Raw genomic sequence first — 16,664 nt, 5'->3', positions numbered from 1 at the left:
GGGGTTCAGCCGCCGCAGGTCTCGCGAACGATCAGTTCGGTCGGAACGCGCTCGGACCGGCCCGCGCCCATGCCCGTCGACGCGCCGCCGTGATCCAGCAGTTTGGACACCATCAGCCGACCGGCCTTCATCGTGTCCTGGGCGATGGTGCTGAGCGCAGGGCGCGAATAGCGGCTGAAGGGCACATTGTCGAAGCCGATGACCGAGACCTGACCCGGCACATCGACGCCGGCGTGCAGCAGGGCGCGCACGGCCCCCAGCGCGATCTGGTCGGACGCCGCCACCACCCCGTCGAAGGCGACGCCGCGTCGAATCAGGGCGTCCACGGTCGCCTCTGCCGATTCGACCTCGAAATGGGCGGGCACGATCCGTTCGGCGTTCGCCTCCAGCCCGGCCTGGGTCAGGGCGTCCAGATAGCCGCGATGCCGCTGCATGGCCTCGGGCGGATCCAGGTCGCCCAGGAAGACGATGCGCTTTCGCCCCAGCCGCGCCAGATGCAGGGTCGCGCGGCGTCCGCCCGAGATATTGTCCGAGCCGATGGAGCAGTAATCCTGATCCGGCAGTTCGGCGCCCCAGACGACAAATCGGTGGTCGGCGTCCACCAGCCGGTTGAAGGCGGAATGCAGGCTGGACTGGCCCAGGAAGATCACCCCGTCCGCCCGGCTGGTGTTCAACGCCGCCGACAGTTCGTCATAGTTGGCGGGCGAGATATGGCTCATCAGCAGGTCGCAGCCGCGTTCGCGCGCCGCCTCGCCCACCCCGGCCAGCAGTTCCAGGAAGAAGGGGTCGCTGAGGCGCCCTTCCCGCCCCTGCGGGCGCGGCACGACCAGGGCGATGGTGCCCTGGGCGCCGATGGGGCCGGCCGGCATGTGACGGCGGAACGGATAGTCATGCTCCTTGGCCAGCTTCCAGATCGTCTGTTTGGTGCGGTCGTTGACGGCGGGGCTGTCGTTCAGGGCGCGCGAGGCGGTGGCGATAGACACCCCGGCCAGGCGGGCGATGTCTTCCAGACGGGTGGTCTTGCGGCTCAAGGTCGCGGGTCCTTACGGCAGCATGGTGAAGCTGCAAATTTTTCTGCAAATATTTCAGCCACCGTTCGCGGCGGTTGGCAAGAGGCGGCGTAACGGAGTTCCCATGATGCAGCGCAGATCCTTTCTGGCCCTTGGCGGCGTGTCGATCCTGGCGTTCGGGGCGACGGGTGTTCGGGCCCAGACAACGCCCGCCCATGCCCGCGCCTCGTCGCCGGGCGGGGTGCTGACGGTCGAGGCCTTCACCGACAATGACGGGCGGCCGATGTATTCGGTCCTGCGCCAGGGCCGGGTCGTGGTGGCGCCGTCCAAGCTGGGCTTCCTCTTGACCGACGCCCCCGCCATTGAGCGCGGTCTGGCGATCACCGCCGGTCAGCCGGTCACGGTGGATGACACCTGGGAGCAGCCGTGGGGCGAGCGCCGCTTCATCCGCAACCACTACAACGAATGGCGTGTCGTCTATGCCGAGACCGGGGGCCTGCAACGCCGTGTGGACGTGGTGTTCCGCCTGTATGACGACGGCCTGGGCTTCCGTTACGAATTCCCGGATCAGCCCGCGTTGAAGACCGTCCGCATCGGCTCGGAACTGACCGAGTTCAATCTGGCGGAAAATGGCGAGGCCCTGTGGTGCCCGGCCTGGGAATGGAATCGCGAGGAATACCTCTACGACCGCACCCCCATCGACGCGGTCGGCAGCGCCCAGACGCCGATGACGGTCAAGGGGCGGTCCGGCCTGCACGTCTCGATCCACGAGGCGGCCTGCATCGACTACGCCGGCATGAATCTGCGTCGCTCAGAGGCAACGAACTTCCGGGCCCAGTTGACGCCCGGCCTGACCAATGCGGCGGTGGTGCGCCAGGCGCCGTTCAACACCCCGTGGCGCACGCTGCAGATCGCCGACAATGGGGCGGGACTGATCGAATCCAGCCTGATCCTGAACCTGAACGAGCCGAACAAGCTGGGCGACGTGTCGTGGTTCAAGCCGATGAAATATTTCGGCGTATGGTGGGAGATGCACCTGGAGCTGAAGACCTGGAACGCTGGCCCCAAGCACGGCGCCACCACAGAAAATACGATCAAACACATCGACTTCGCCGCCAAACACGGCCTGGGCGGGGTGCTGGTCGAAGGCTGGAACAAGGGCTGGGACGGCCAGTGGTTCGCCAACGGCGCGGACTTCAGCTTCACCGAGGCCTATCCCGATTTCGACATCGAGGCGGTCTGCGCCCATGCGCGCTCCAAGGGCGTGCAGTTGATCGGCCACCACGAGACCGGCGGCAACGCCTTCCACTACGAGCAGCAGCTGGAGCCGGCGATGGCGCTGTACGAGCGGCTGGGCGTCCATTCGGTCAAGACCGGCTATGTCGCTGATGCGGGCGGGGCGCGCGTGGCGGGGCCGGACGGCCGGATGGTCATGGCCTGGCACGAAAGCCAGCCGATGGCCCAGCACCATATGCGCGTGATCGAGGCCGGCGCCCGGCACAAGGTCGCCGTCAACGCCCACGAGCCGTTCAAGGATACCGGCCTGCGCCGCACCTATCCCAATATGATCAGCCGCGAGGGCCAGCGCGGCATGGAATATTCGGCCTGGGGCAACCCCGGCAATCCGCCCGAGCATGAACCGAACCTGGTCTTCACCCGCCTGCTGGCCGGGCCGATGGACTATACGCCCGGCATCTTCGGCATGGAGACGCGCAGCCCAGGCGGTGTGCAGACGACCTGGGCGAAACAGCTGGCCCTGTATGTCGTCATCTACAGCCCGATCCAGATGGCGGCGGACCTCTTGGTCAACTACGAGGCCAATCCCGGCCCGTTCCAGTTCATCAAGGACGTGCCGTGCGACTGGGCCGAGACCCGCGTGCTGGCCGCCGAGATGGGCGACTATGTCGTGATCGCCAGAAAGGACCGCGCCTCCGACGTCTGGGCCCTGGGCGCCGTCACCGACGAGCATCCGCGCGTCCTGAACGCGCCGCTGGACTTCCTGGACGCGGGCCGCCGCTATCGCGCCGAAATCTACCGCGACGGCCCGGACGCCGACTATAGGGTCAAGCGCGAGGACATCGTGATCGAGCAGCGCGAGGTGACATCCGGCGACGTCCTGACACTGGCCCTGGCCCCCGGCGGCGGCCAGGCGATCCGGTTCGTGCCGATGGGCCGGGGGCGTCGGAGATGACCCTCCTCTCCCACCGCCCGCGCCTGTCCGGCCTGGCGATCTGGAACATGTGCGTCGGCTTCTTCGGCATCCAGATCGGCTTCGGCCTGCAGAACGCCAACACCAGCCGCATCTTCCAGACCCTGGGGGCCGAGGTCGATACGCTGGCCATCCTGTGGATCGCCGCGCCGCTGACGGGTCTGCTGGTCCAGCCGATCATCGGCCATTTCAGCGACAAGACCTGGACCCGGTTCGGGCGGCGGCGGCCCTATTTCCTGATCGGGGCCATCGCCACGACCCTGGCGCTGATCGCCATGCCCAACAGCCCCAGCCTGTGGTTCGCCGCCGCCATGCTGTGGATCATGGACGCCTCGATCAACATCACAATGGAGCCGTTCCGCGCCTTCGTCGGCGACAACCTGCCCGAGGAGCAGCGCACCGCCGGCTATGCGATGCAGAGCTTCTTCATCGGCGCGGGCGCGGTCTTCGCCTCGACCCTGCCGTGGTTGCTGTCCAACGTCTTCCACGTCGCCTCGACGGCCGAGGCGGGCGTCGTGCCCCTGTCGGTCAGGATCGCCTTCTATGTGGGCGCCGTGGGCCTGTTCGCAGCCGTTCTGTGGACTGTGCTGTCGACCAGGGAATACAGTCCCGAACAGATCGCCGCCTTCGAACGGGCCGGCACGCCGGTCGCCGATGACGCGCCTGAAGCGCCGGCCCGGTCGGTGCGCGGCTGGCTGGGATCGGGCCTGATCTGCCTGGTGCTGGGGGTTCTGGCGCTTGGCCTGATCGCGGCGCTGGGGCTTGAGAAGGAGTTGCTGATCCTGGGCGGTTTTGTCGCTGGATTTGGCCTTCTGATGATCGCCGTCGGCATGATGCAGCGGCGGGGCGTGGTCAACGCCGCGACCGAGATTCTGAACGACATCTTCCGTATGCCGCAGACGATGCGCGGCCTGGCGGTGGTTCAGTTCTTCAGCTGGTTCGCCCTGTTCGCCATGTGGATCTACACCACCGCCGCCGTGACCCGCGTCCATTACGGCGCGACCGACACGACATCCGCCGCCTATGCGGCCGGCGCGGACTGGGTGGGGGTGCTGTTCGGCGTCTATAACGGCGTGGCGGCCCTGGCGGCCTTCACCCTGCCGGTCATCGCCAAGCGGATCGGGCGCAGGGCGACCCATGCGCTGATGCTGCTGCTGGGCGCGGCCGGCCTGTTTGGCGTCTTCGCCATTCGTGAGCCGGGCCTGCTGTGGCTGCCGATGATCGGCGTCGGCTTCGCCTGGGCGTCGATCGTCTCCATGCCCTACGCCATCCTGTCGGCGGCGGTCCCGGACCGAAAGATGGGCGTCTATATGGGGGTGTTCAACATCTTCATCGTGGTGCCGCAGTTGCTGGCCGCCACGGTCCTGGGCCTGATCCTGAAGACCCTGTTCGACGGCCAGGCCATATGGGCCCTGGTGCTGGGCGCGGGCTCCTTCGTGCTTGCGGCAGCCAGCGCCCTGCTGGTCAAGGAGCATCGGGCATGAACCGGCGAAGCCTGCTGGCCCTGCTGGCCGCCCTGCCCTTCGCCGGCGCGGCCCGCGCCGAGGGCCCCATCGCGGGCGGGCGCCTGATCGTCCACCCAGACATGGCTTCAGCCCATGCGAAGGCGCGCAAGGTCTCCATCTGGCTGCCGCCGGGATACGAGGGGGCGGACGCCCGCCACCCGGTCCTCTATATGCATGACGGCCAGAACCTGTTCGATGCGGCCACGGCCAACTTCGGCGAATGGGGCGTGGACGAGCATCTGACACGCCTGATCGCGGGCGGTCAGGTGCGCGCGCCCATCGTCGTCGGCGTGTGGAACACCGATCTGCGCCTCAGGGAATATGTGCCGGCCGACCTGATCGCGGCCCTGCCCGTTGATATGCGCGAAGAGGTTCAGGCCATCTATGGCGGCCCGTCGCTGTCCGACGGCTATCTGCGGTTCCTGGCCGAGGAACTGAAGCCCTTCGTCGACCGGACCTATCGCACCCTGACCGGGCCTCAGGATACGATGATCGCCGGGTCCAGCATGGGTGGTCTGATCTCGATGGCTGCGGTGATGAAGCGGCCCGACGTCTTTTCCGCCGCCGCCTGTCTGTCCACCCACTGGCCGCTGAAGGTCGAGGGGCTGGAGGCGGGCGCGGCGCTGGACGCCTGGCGCGAGCGACTGGTCGCCGCCTGGACCGGCGTGATCGAACGCGGCCTGCCGGCGCCGGGCGCGCACCGCTTCTATTTCGACCGGGGCGACGAGACGCTGGATCAGTTCTACGCCGACTTCCAGACCCAGGTGGACCAGTCGTTCCGTCGTCGCGGCTATGCCCCCGGCGATTTCCAGAGCCTGGTCTTCCCCGGCGCCCAGCACACCGAGGCGTCGTGGAACCAGCGTCTGGACGCGCCTCTGACCTTCCTTCTTTCCCCCGCCCCCACGCGCAACCCGTGAGGACCACAATGCGTCACTTCCGTACCTTCTGCCTCGCTGGCGCCGCCGGCCTGGCCCTCGCTTCCGCAGCGACCGCCCAGTCGGGCGTCGCCCCCGGCGCCCCCGGCGCGCCGCCCGTCTGGTCCAGCGCGGCCAAGACCGGCGCCGGATCGTCCTACGAAGCCTATGTCGATGGCCAGTATCGCGACGGCGGCCCGACCGGCGCGGTGTCCAAGGTCTGGTATTCCATCGCTGACGGCGTCCTGACCGAGACGATGTACGGCCTGATCCATGAGGCCCAGATCAAGGCCCTGCGCTTCGCCGGCGTCACCCAAGACGGCCTGGTCGTCGAAGGCCCGGACACCACCAGCCGCACTGAATATCTGCACGTGGACGCGCAAGGCCGGCCGCTGTCGCCCGCCTATCGCATCACCACCCGCGACAAGAACGGCCGCTTCCAGATCGAGAAGCAGATCTTCAGCGACCCGGACCGCAACGCCCTGGTTCTGCGCGTCACGATCACGGCGCTGAAGGGCGAGGTGACGCCCTATCTGATGCTGGAGCCGCACATCGCAAACACCGGCGTCGATGACCGTGGCCAGGTCACGCGCGACGGCTTCCACGCCTGGGAAGGCGACACCCATCTGTTCCTGAAGCCCAGCCAGGCGTTCGAAAAGGCCAGCGTCGGCTTCGTCGGAACCTCAGACGGTCTGACCGATCTGAAGGACGGCAAGCTGGACTGGACATACGCCTCGACCGGCGACCAGGCGGGCAACACCATGATGACCGGCGCCCTGCCCCGGATGCGCGAAAGCACCCAGATCACGCGGGACTTCGTCATCGGCTTCGGTCAGAGCGAGGCCGAGGCGCGCGCGGCGGCGGACGGATCGTTCGCCACGGGACTGGACGAGGTGCTGGCGCGCTTCAACGGCGAGGGCGAGCGCGTGGGCTGGGAGGACTATGTCGCTTCCCTAACCGAACTGCCGCGCATCGCCGAACAGGCGACGGACGGCGGCAAGCTGGCCTACGCCTCGGCCCTGATGCTGAAGGTTCAGGAAGATCGCACCCATGCCGGCGCCCTGATCGCCAGCCTGTCCAACCCGTGGGGCGACACGGTGGACGCCTCGAAATCCTCGACCGGCTACAAGGCCGTCTGGCCGCGCGACTTCTATCAGGTGGCGATGGCTCTGGCGGCGCTGGGCGACAGGGAGACGCCGCTGGCGGCCTTCAACTATCTGCCCCAGGTCCAGGTGGGCGCAAATACGCCCGGCAACACCGGCGTCGGCGGCTGGTTCCTGCAGAAGACCCATGTGGACGGCGAACTGGAATGGGTCGCGGTCCAGCTGGACCAGACGGCCATGCCGATCATGCTGGGCTATCGTCTGTGGAAAATGGGCTGGCTGTCGGACGCCCAGATGACCGAACACTATCGATCCATGCTGAAGCCGGCGGCCGACTTCCTGGTCGATGGCGGCAAGGTCGGCCTGCTGTGGAACGATGCCGAGATCAAGCCGCCCTTCACCCAGCAGGAACGCTGGGAGGAGCAGCAGGGCTATTCGCCGTCATCGACCGCCGCCGTGGTCGCGGGCCTGACGGTCGCCGCAGAAATGGCCCGCGCCTCGGGCGACGCCGCCGGGGCGGCCCGCTATCAGGCGGCGGCCGACAACTACGCCTCCAAGATCGAAGAGCGGATGTTCACCACCAACGGCGACTTCGGCGACGGCCGCTACTTCATCCGCATCACCCAGAACGAGAACCCCAACGACAAGGCCCCGATCGGCGCCGCCAACGGCCAGGTCGCCCCGGCGGAGGACAAGGTGGTGGACGGCGGCTTCCTGGAGCTGGTCCGCTACGGCGTGCGCAAGGCCGACGATCCGCACATCGTCGCCACCCTGCCCGTCTATGACGACCAGGGGCTGGATGACCTGTATCGCGTCCGCTTCGATTTCGGCCCCGAGGGCGACAAGACGCCGGGCTGGCGCCGTTACGGCGTGGACGGCTATGGCGAGGATCATGTCACCGGCGCCAACTATGGCGTCGGCGGCGAGATGAGCCCCGGTCAGCGCGGCCGCGTCTGGCCCTTCTTCACCGGCGAACGCGGTCACTACGAACTGGCGCGCGCCAGCGTGAAGGGCGCGCCCTCGGCCGCCGACATCGCCGCCATCCGCCAGACCTATGTGCGCGGGATGGAGCGGTTCGCCAACGACGGCCTGATGCTGGCCGAACAGGTCTGGGACGGGGTCGGCAACCCCACGGCCCGCGACTACGCCTTGGGCCAGAACACCGACTCGGCCACCCCCCTGGCCTGGACCCACGCGGAATATCTGAAGCTGCTGCGGTCGCTGGCCGACGGCAAGGTCTGGGACAGCTACGATCCCGTCCACGACCGCTACGCCCGCTGAACGAAAAAGGCCCCGGAGAGCGATCTCCGGGGCCTTTCACCTCTGGGCTTTGGTGGATCAGAAGGTCAGCTTCAGGCCGCCCACGATCCGGTCGTCGGCGGCCGGAACGCCTTTGACGTTGGTGTCGTAGTAGCGCACGTCCAGCCCCAGATTGTCGGTCAGGGCGTAGCCGACGGCAAGGTTCCATGTGGTGTAGTCGCTGCTGACATTCAGCCACTGATGGCCGACGGCGCCGGAGACGGTCCATTTGGGCGCCGGGGCGAAGGCGCCGTTGATCTCGGCATAGGTCGCCTCCTTATCCACGCCGTAGAAGTCCGGCGAGTAATAGACGGCGGCGCCGACAGTGGCGGGACCCACGGCGCGCGACGCGGCGGCCTTGAACTCGGCGTAGTTATAGTCCGCGCCCTTGGGCTCGCCCGCATAGAGGTAGCCGATCACGCCGAAGTCCCAAGCGAAGCCCGCCGCCTCGGTGCGATAACCGCCATAGACGTCGATCTCCGCATCGGTGTCGTCGCCGAAATCGACGTTGGAGGCCCAGGCGCCGGCGTAGAAGCTGCCTGAGGTCAGATCGACACCGCCCTGGATGGCCGGGTCCTCGCCCGTCTGGCTGAAGCCCCGGAAGATGTAGTCGCTGACGACGCCCACGTTCCAGGCCACCTTGACGTCGCTCTGGGCCGAGGCCGGGCTGGACACGCCGATCAGGGCCGTGGCGAGGGCGCCGGCGGCGGCCGCACGAAACAGGTTCTTGATCATAGTTTTATCCCCTTGTTTTGATTGATGAACCGGCGGCGATGGCCGGGCGCGGGAATGGAGCCGCGCCCGGTCGCCGGATCAGTGTTCCAGCGCTTCGCCGTGCAGCGAGGTGTCCAGGCCGGCCGCCTCTTCCGCCTCGCTGACCCGCAGGCCCGTGGTGAACTTGCAGATCATCAGGATGATCAGCGTGCCCACGGCGCTGTAGACGATGGTCCACAGAAGACCCAGGGCCTGGGCGCCGACGTTGGCGCCTTCCGAAAGGCTGTTGATCGCGGTGGTGGCGAAGACGCCTGTGAGCAGGGCGCCGATCAGACCGCCGGCGCCGTGGATGCCGAAGGCGTCCAAGCTGTCGTCGTAACGCAGCAGTTTCTTGACCCACACCGAGGAGGCGTAGCAGGCCGGACCGGCGATCAGACCGATGATCACCGCGCCCTTGGGATCGACGAAGCCGGCCGCCGGGGTGATGGCGACCAAGCCCGCGACCACGCCCGACAACATGCCGATCAGCGAGACCTTCTTCTTCTCGATATATTCGACGATCTTCCAGGTCAGGGCGGCGGCGGCGGCGGCCAGCAGGGTATTCAGCAGCGCCACGCCCATCAGGTCGTTGGCCGCGCCCGCCGAGCCGGCGTTGAAGCCGATCCAGCCGACCAGCAGCAGGCTGGCGCCGATCATGGTCAGGACCGGATTGTGCGCCAGGATCGGCTCGATCCCATAACCCTTGCGACGGCCCAGGACGATGGCGCAGACCAGACCCGCGACGCCCGAGTTGACGTGAACCACCGCGCCGCCGGCGAAGTCCAGCACGCCGGCCGAACCCAGGAAGCCGCCGCCCCAGACCCAGTGGCAGATCGGCGCATAGACCAGCAGCGACCACAGGGCGGTGAACAGCAGAAGCGCCGAATATTTCATCCGCTCGGCGAAGGCGCCGGTGACCAGCGCCGGGGTGATGATGGCGAAGGTCATCTGGAAGGAGATGAACAGGAACTCGGGAATGCCCGGCAACAGGGCGTTGGCGGTTTGGAGCGACACGCCGTTCAGGAACAGCATGTCCAGGCTGCCGATGAAGGGTTGAAGGCCAGCGCTTCCGTTCTTGCCGAACGCCAGGCTGTAGCCGGCGATGAACCACACCAGCGACACCACCGCGAAAACGCCGACGGACTGGGTGATGGTGGCGATCACGTTCTTTTTGCGCACCATGCCGCCATAGAACAGCGCCAGACCGGGGAGGGTCATCAGCAGAACCAGGGCGGTGGAGGTGCCGAGCCAGGAGGCCCCGGCGCTGTCCAGCACCAGCGGAGCCTGGTGGCCTAGAAGCGTGGGCGCCGCCGCCTGCGCCTGGGCCGCGCCGGCGCCGATAAGACAGAGTGTGGGAAGGACGAGGCCCGCGGCCCCGATAAGTCGGTTTCCAAGCTGCGACATGAAATAGTACCCCCTATGCAATCTCGCAGTTGCGAAGGTTTTACCGCAATTGCGAAACGCGCAAGAGGCAAGCGCGCGAACAGCGCAACATTCTTGCAACGGTCTGGTCACAAAAAGTTAAAGACGAAAGATCATTCGATCTTTCGTCAGAAACATGGATTCATACCGCCGAAAAGGCCAAGCTTAACGCAAAGATTTTCAGCCCCTGCCGGCCGACTTCAGGCCCAGTGCATCTGCACCCGGTGCGCGGCCGCCCAGTGGATGGCGCGAATGGCGTCGATGACGGCTTCGGTCGCGGCGCGCGTGCCCAGTTCGCCGCCCAGATCGGCGGTTACGGCGCCGGCGGCCAGGACGGCGGCGACGGCGGCCTCGATGGAATCCGCCTCGTCCTCCATCTTCAGACTGTGGCGCAGCAGCAGGGCCGCCGACAGGATGGCCCCTACCGGATTGGCCAGGTCCTGACCGGCGATGTCGGGCGCCGAACCGTGGATCGGCTCGAACAGACCGGGCCCCTGGGTTCCCAATGAGGCGGAGGGCAGCAGGCCGATTGAGCCGCCCAGCACCGAAATCTCGTCCGACAGAATGTCGCCGAACATGTTCTCGGTCAGGATGACGTCATAGTCGCGCGGTTTGCGGATCAGGTGCATGGCCATGGAATCGACCAGGGCGTGCTCCAGTTGGATGTCCGGGAATTCCTCGGCATGGATGCGGCTCACCACCTCGCGCCACAGGCGGCTGGTCTCCATGACATTGGCCTTGTCGACCGACGTCACCTTGCCGCGACGCTGGCGCGCGGTCTGGAAGGCGGCGCGGGCGACGCGCTCGATCTCCACCACCGTATATTCGCACAGGTCGGTGGCGCCCTTCTCGTCGCGGGTCTTCTTGCCGAAATAGACGCCGCCGGTCAGTTCGCGGAAGACGATCAGATCGACGCCCTCGACGATCTCCTTCTTCAACGGCGAACGGTGCGCCATCACCGGCGAAACCTGCAGCGGGCGCAGATTGGCGAAAAGCCCCATGGCCTTGCGAATGGCCAGCAGCCCCTGTTCGGGTCTCACCTTGGCGCCGTCCCACTTGGGCCCGCCGACCGCGCCCAGCAGAACCGCGTCGGCCTCGATACAGGCGGCGCTGGTGACGTCGGGCAGAGCCTCGCCCGTGGCATCGATGGCCGCACCCCCGATCAGATGTTCGGTGAAGGCGAAGTGGTGGCCGTAGAAGTCGGCGATGACCGACAATACCTGGCGGGCGGCGCCCGCCACCTCGGGTCCGACGCCGTCGCCGGGCAGGACGACGATATTGTAGGTCTTGGGGGCGGCGGTGGTCATCAGGTGGTCTCTCTCGATCGCTCGTAGGCTTCGATCTCGGTCATGTTTGATTGCAGCCAGCCCAGGGTGTCCACCCCGTCCAGCAGGCATTGGCGGGCGAAGGATTCGACCCTGAACGGCACCGGTTCGGCATTGCCGCGCTGGATCTGATTGGCCTGAAGGTCGATCGTGACCGGCTGGTCCGGCTGGGACGCCAGATCGTCCCAAACGGCCTGGCTGACGACGATGGGCAAAAGGCCGTTTTTCAACGCATTCGATGTAAAAATGTCAGCGATTTCGGTCGAGATCACCGCCCGAAACCCATAGTCCAGCAAGGCCCAGGGCGCGTGTTCGCGCGACGACCCGCAGGCGAAATTCTTGCCCGCCAACAGGATGCGGTGCTCCGCCGGATCGATGCGGTTCAGAATGGCCTCGGGCTTTTCCGATCCGTCGTCTTCGTAACGCCAGTCATAGAAGGCGGCCTTGCCCAGCCCTTCGCGCGTGGTTGTGGTCAGGAAGCGCGCGGGGATGATCTGATCCGTGTCGATATTGGCCTGGCTGAGCGTGACCGTCTTCGACGTCAGGACCTTGAAGGGCTCAGACATAATCATCTCCGCTCATCCCCGCGAAAGCGGGGACCCAGTTCTGTGGGCGACGGGCGCCACCCGTCCAGCCCTGGCGTCTATCCAGCGCGCGGCGCTTGGCGAAAGCACTGGGTCCCCGCTTTCGCGGGGATGAGCGGAAGGATGCAGCGTTAGACATGCTCCGCCTCGTTCAGATAGACGCGCGGGTCGGTCAGAACGCCCGCCACCGCCGTCGCCGCCGCCGTGGCCGGGCTGGCCAGGATGGTGCGGGCGTCCTTGCCCTGACGGCCTTCGAAGTTGCGATTCGACGTGGATACGGCCAGTTGCCCCGGCGCGACGAAATCGCCGTTCATGGCGATGCACATCGAACAGCCGGGAATGCGCCATTCGGCCCCGGCGGCGATGAAGACTTCGTGCAGACCTTCCGCCTCGGCGTCGCGACGCACGGCCTCGGACCCCGGCACCACCAACATCCGCAGCCCCGGCTTCACCTTGCGGCCTCGCAACACATCGGCGGCGGCCCGCAGATCGGGCAGACGGCCGTTGGTGCAGGAGCCGATGAAGACCACATCCACCGGCTGGCTGGTCGTCGCCTCGCCTGCGGTGAAGCCCATGTAGGCGATGGCCTTGCGGTCGCTGTCCGACTGAGGCTGCGGCACCGGTGAACCGATAGGGGCGCCTGCGTCCGGCGTCGTGCCCCAGGTCGCCATAGGGCGGATTGCCGCGCCGTCCAGCACCACTTCGGCATCGAACACCGCGTCAGGATCAGACGCCAGCTTCAGCCAATCAGCCGCCGCCGCCTCATAGTCCGCTGGAACATTCTTGCGGCCGCGCAGCCAGTCGATGGTCGTCTGGTCGGGCGCGATCATGCCGGCGCGCGCACCGGCCTCGATGGACATATTGCACAGGGTCATGCGCCCTTCCATGTCCAGCGACCGCACCGCCTCGCCCGCATATTCGATGACATAGCCAGTGCCGCCGCCGAAGCCGATGGCGGCGATGACGGCCAGGGCGACATCCTTGCCCGACACGCCGGGCTGGAGTTGACCGTTCACGGTGACACGCATCGACCTGGCCTTGCGCTGCAACAGGCACTGGGTCGCCAACACATGGCCGACTTCCGAGGTGCCTATGCCGAAGGCCAGGGCGCCGAAGGCGCCATGCGTCGCCGTGTGGCTGTCGCCGCAAACCACCGTCATGCCCGGCTGGGTCAGGCCCAGCTCCGGCCCCATGACGTGAACCACGCCGCGATCATCCGAATCCCATCCCGCCAGCGGCACGCCGTGGGCGGCGCAGTTGCGCTCCAGCGTGTGCACCTGGGCCTCCGCTTGGGCCGTGACATAGGGTTTCAAGCCGTTCAGCCCCGCAGGCAGGGTCGGGGTCGAATGGTCCAGGGTCGCATAGGTGCGGTCGGGACGGCGAACCTTCAGTCCGCGCGCCTCGATCTCGCTGAAGGCCTGGGGGCTGGTGACTTCGTGCACCAGATGCAGGTCAATATACAGAACCCCCGGCGTCTCGGCCGTTTCCGACCGCACGACGTGAGCGTCCCAGACCTTGTCGAACAGGGTCTTAGGCATATTCAGGCGTCCGTTTCTCTGCGGGCGCGTCAATCGGCTCCAGCCAGCCGAACGTGTCCGGCGTCTCGCCCGTGAACAGGCCGCGGAAGGCGTGGTTGATCGCCTTGGTCACCGGGCCAGGTCCAGCGGCGCGGGTGGTTATGCCATCGACCGAACGCACCGGCGTGATCTCTGCGGCGGTGCCGGTCATGAAAATCTCGTCGGCCAGATACAAGGCCTCGCGCGGCATGGCCTGTTCGATGACCTCATACCCCTGCGCCCTGGCCAGCTTGATGACGCTGTCGCGGGTGATGCCCATAAGGATGGAGTTGGCGGCGGGCGGGGTCATGACCTTGCCGTCCTTGACCACGAACAGATTCTCCCCTGCCCCTTCGGACAGACGGCCATCGACACCCAGGGCGATGCCCTCGCCGAAACCCCCGACGCGCGCTTCGCGGCCGATCAGATAGGAAGACAGATAATTGCCGCCGGCCTTGGCCGCCGACGGGGTGGTGTTCGGCGCGATGCGGTTCCAGCTGGAGACACAGGCGTCCACGCCCTTTTCCAGCGCCTCTTCGCCCAGATAGGCGCCCCAGGTGAAGGCGGCGATGGCGATGTCGACCGTCATGTTTTGCGGCTGAGGCGTCACGCCCATGCCGCACTGACCCAGGAAGGCGATCGGGCGGATATAGGCCGAGCGCAGCCCCTCGGTCCGCACCACCAGATTGCAGGCCTCGACCAGCTCATCCTCGGTATAGGGCAACTGGATATGATAGATGCGCGCGCTGTCGAACAGGCGACGGACGTGCTCACGCAGACGGAAGCCGCGCGGGCCGTTGGGCGTGTCATAGACGCGAATGCCTTCGAACACCGAGGTGCCATAGTGGAGCGCATGGCTCATCACATGGATCTTGGCGTCGGCCCATGGCGTCAGTTGGCCATTGACCCAGATGTTCTCAGCCAGCGGCTGCATGCACGTCTTCCTTCTTACGTCTTGGCTTGGCGCTCGACCACTGAGCGCCGCGAGACCGCGATCAGGCGGCCTCGGACTGGATCATGTCGTTTGATATGCGACGCGCGCCGAACAGACGATCAATCTGGCGGCCCAGATTGTCCATGCAACGGGCGGCGTCCCGGCTGCGCAGCGTCAGGGCGATGCGGCGGAATGCGCCCTCATCGGCCATGCTGATGCCGTCAATGTGGAAGCCCCGGCGCTCCACCAGACCAATCAGACGCTGAAGCGAGCCATCGGCCCGGTCGATCTGGATGTGGATGGTGTCGGTCATCACAGTTCTCCTTCAGTAGTGGCAGCGTGCATCATCTGCGCGTTGTTCTTGCCCGGCGGCACCAGCGGCCAGACGTTTTCGGCCGGGTCGATGATGACGTGGGCCAGGATCGGCCCTTCGGTCTTCAGCAGGCGCTCCAGCCCGGCCGTGACCTGATCGCGGCGTTCGATGCGGAAGGCTTCGATGCCGAAGGCTTCGGCGACCTTCACGAAGTCGGGGTTGTCGGACAGGTCGACCTCGGAGAAGTTCCGCTCGAAGAAGAACTCCTGCCATTGGCGCACCATGCCCAGACGCGAGTTGTCGAGCAGCAGGATTTTCAACGGAATGCCGAAGCGGTTGACCGTCGCCAGTTCCTGAATGTTCATCATGATGCCGCCGTCGCCGCTGATGGTGACGACCACAGCATCCGGCTCGGCCAGCTTGGCGCCAATGCCTGCAGGCAGGCCAAAGCCCATCGAGCCCAGACCGCCCGAGGTGATGTGCGCCTCAGGGCGCGAAAACTCACAGTGTTGCGCGACCCACATCTGATGCTGGCCGACATCGCAGGCGGCGATGAAGCCGGGCCCAGCCAGACGCGACAGCTCGTTCAGCAGGGCGGGCGCATAGACCTTGTCGCCCGGCGCATCATAACGAACTTCTGTTTCGGCCGAACGCGCGCGCCATCGGTCGGCCCAGGCCGAAACATCGATAGCGGGACCATCGGCCAGACGCCGGTTCAGCGCCTCCAGATTGGGTTTCAGGTCGCCGACGACGCCCACGGCGACTGGACGTAGCTTGCCGATTTCGGACGGGTCGATGTCGAAATGGATGACGCCGGCCTTGGGCGCGAACTCGACCAGCTTTCCCGTGGCGCGGTCATCAAAACGGGCGCCGACGACAATCAGCAGGTCCGATTCCTGAACCGCCTCATTGGCGGCAGGCGTTCCGTGCATGCCCAGCATGCCCAGATAGTTGTCCTGACCCGTCGGGATCGTGCCCAAGGCATTCAGGGTCGAGACCTGCGGAATCCCGGTGGCCGCCGCGAAATCGCGAACAGCGTCCACGGCGCCCGAAATCTTGGCCCCTCCGCCGACGTACAGCACCGGACGGCGCGCAGCCCGGATCGCCGCCTCGGCCTCGGCGATGACCGAAGGCTCCGCGACAGCGATTTCGTTCGGCAGATGCAGGCCGCGCGGCTCGCTGGTCAGTTCGAACTGAACATCCTTGGGCAGGTCGATCAGGACCGGCCCCGGACGACCTGATCGCGCGATGTGGAAGGCCTCCTGGATGATGGCCGGAATGTCAGCAGCCTGACGAACCAGATAGGAGTGTTTCACCAAGGGCAGGGTGACCCCCAGGATGTCGACTTCCTGGAATGAGTCCGTGCCCATGACGCCCTGGGCGACATTGCCGGTGATGCAGACCATCGGCACGGAATCCAGCATGGCGTTGGCGATGCCCGTGACCAGATTGGTCGCACCGGGCCCCGAGGTCGCCATACAGACCCCGACCTTGCCGCTGACCCTTGCATAGGAATCAGCGGCGAAGGCGGCGCCCTGTTCATGGCGGCACAGATAGTGCCGCAGTTTCGAACCGGCCAAGGCGTCATAGATGGGCATGATCGCCCCGCCCGGATAACCGAACACCACCTCCACCCCCAGCCGCTCCAGAGTGGAGACCAGCAGGCGGGCGCCCGACTGGGCGACCTCGGCGGAGGGTTTCAAGGCGGCGGCGGTCATCAGGGTCATCCGGTCTTTT

At 66.5% G+C, this 16,664-nt stretch carries 13 protein-coding genes; 4 read left to right on the top strand and 9 right to left on the bottom strand.

What is annotated here, in order from left to right; all coding sequences use genetic code 11:
• Positions 1-5: 5 nt before the first annotated feature.
• Positions 6-1,031, bottom strand: coding sequence for a LacI family DNA-binding transcriptional regulator (locus tag ACYX4P_RS06835; protein WP_248117635.1), 1,026 nt, complete (start codon positions 1,029-1,031; stop codon positions 6-8).
• Between the two features lie 103 nt (positions 1,032-1,134).
• Here ACYX4P_RS06835 and ACYX4P_RS06830 point away from each other — a divergent pair, with 103 nt between their 5' ends.
• From ACYX4P_RS06830 to ACYX4P_RS06815, 4 genes are read left to right on the top strand one after another with little or no spacing between them, the layout of a single operon-like run.
• On the top strand, positions 1,135-3,201 hold the full coding sequence (locus ACYX4P_RS06830) for a glycoside hydrolase family 97 protein (RefSeq protein ID WP_248117637.1): 2,067 nt from the start codon (positions 1,135-1,137) through the stop codon (positions 3,199-3,201).
• Positions 3,198-4,703: an MFS transporter gene (locus tag ACYX4P_RS06825; RefSeq protein ID WP_248117639.1), complete on the top strand. Its 1,506-nt coding sequence runs from the start codon at positions 3,198-3,200 to the stop codon at positions 4,701-4,703. Before ACYX4P_RS06830 ends, ACYX4P_RS06825 begins: the two co-directional genes overlap by 4 nt.
• Positions 4,700-5,641, top strand: coding sequence for an alpha/beta hydrolase (locus ACYX4P_RS06820; protein ID WP_248117641.1), 942 nt, complete (start codon positions 4,700-4,702; stop codon positions 5,639-5,641). Before ACYX4P_RS06825 ends, ACYX4P_RS06820 begins: the two co-directional genes overlap by 4 nt.
• Before the next feature lie 8 nt (positions 5,642-5,649).
• Entirely contained in the window at positions 5,650-8,022 is a 2,373-nt protein-coding gene (locus tag ACYX4P_RS06815) for a glucan 1,4-alpha-glucosidase (RefSeq protein WP_248117643.1), read from the top strand.
• Between the two features lie 57 nt (positions 8,023-8,079).
• Here ACYX4P_RS06815 and ACYX4P_RS06810 read toward each other — a convergent pair whose 3' ends face one another.
• The 8 genes from ACYX4P_RS06810 to ilvG all read right to left on the bottom strand — a co-directional run bounded on the left by ACYX4P_RS06810 (position 8,080) and on the right by ilvG (position 16,654).
• Complete coding sequence (locus ACYX4P_RS06810; protein WP_248117645.1) at positions 8,080-8,775, bottom strand: TorF family putative porin; 696 nt, start codon at positions 8,773-8,775, stop codon at positions 8,080-8,082.
• A gap of 78 nt (positions 8,776-8,853) precedes the next feature.
• Complete coding sequence (locus tag ACYX4P_RS06805; protein ID WP_282438802.1) at positions 8,854-10,197, bottom strand: ammonium transporter; 1,344 nt, start codon at positions 10,195-10,197, stop codon at positions 8,854-8,856.
• A gap of 218 nt (positions 10,198-10,415) precedes the next feature.
• Positions 10,416-11,522, bottom strand: a complete 1,107-nt coding sequence (gene leuB / locus ACYX4P_RS06800; RefSeq protein ID WP_248117647.1) for a 3-isopropylmalate dehydrogenase — start codon at positions 11,520-11,522, stop codon at positions 10,416-10,418.
• Positions 11,522-12,106, bottom strand: a complete 585-nt coding sequence (leuD, locus tag ACYX4P_RS06795) for a 3-isopropylmalate dehydratase small subunit (RefSeq protein ID WP_248117649.1) — start codon at positions 12,104-12,106, stop codon at positions 11,522-11,524. Before leuD ends, leuB begins: the two co-directional genes overlap by 1 nt.
• A 149-nt stretch (positions 12,107-12,255) precedes the next feature.
• Positions 12,256-13,662 (bottom strand): 3-isopropylmalate dehydratase large subunit, encoded by a 1,407-nt coding sequence (gene leuC / locus ACYX4P_RS06790; RefSeq protein ID WP_374322070.1) that lies wholly within the window; start codon positions 13,660-13,662, stop codon positions 12,256-12,258.
• Positions 13,655-14,614: a branched-chain amino acid transaminase gene (locus ACYX4P_RS06785; protein ID WP_248117651.1), complete on the bottom strand. Its 960-nt coding sequence runs from the start codon at positions 14,612-14,614 to the stop codon at positions 13,655-13,657. Before ACYX4P_RS06785 ends, leuC begins: the two co-directional genes overlap by 8 nt.
• 61 nt (positions 14,615-14,675) lie before the next feature.
• Complete coding sequence (locus ACYX4P_RS06780) at positions 14,676-14,927, bottom strand: ACT domain-containing protein (RefSeq protein WP_248117653.1); 252 nt, start codon at positions 14,925-14,927, stop codon at positions 14,676-14,678.
• The gene (gene ilvG / locus ACYX4P_RS06775; protein WP_313432028.1) at positions 14,927-16,654 is read right to left on the bottom strand and encodes an acetolactate synthase 2 catalytic subunit; all 1,728 of its coding nucleotides are present in this window, start codon (positions 16,652-16,654) and stop codon (positions 14,927-14,929) included. Before ilvG ends, ACYX4P_RS06780 begins: the two co-directional genes overlap by 1 nt.
• Positions 16,655-16,664: the final 10 nt, after the last annotated feature.

The sequence above is a fragment of the Brevundimonas sp. ABV4_179 genome (assembly GCF_056311945.1).
This window is presented reverse-complemented; position numbering and strand designations above follow the sequence as displayed.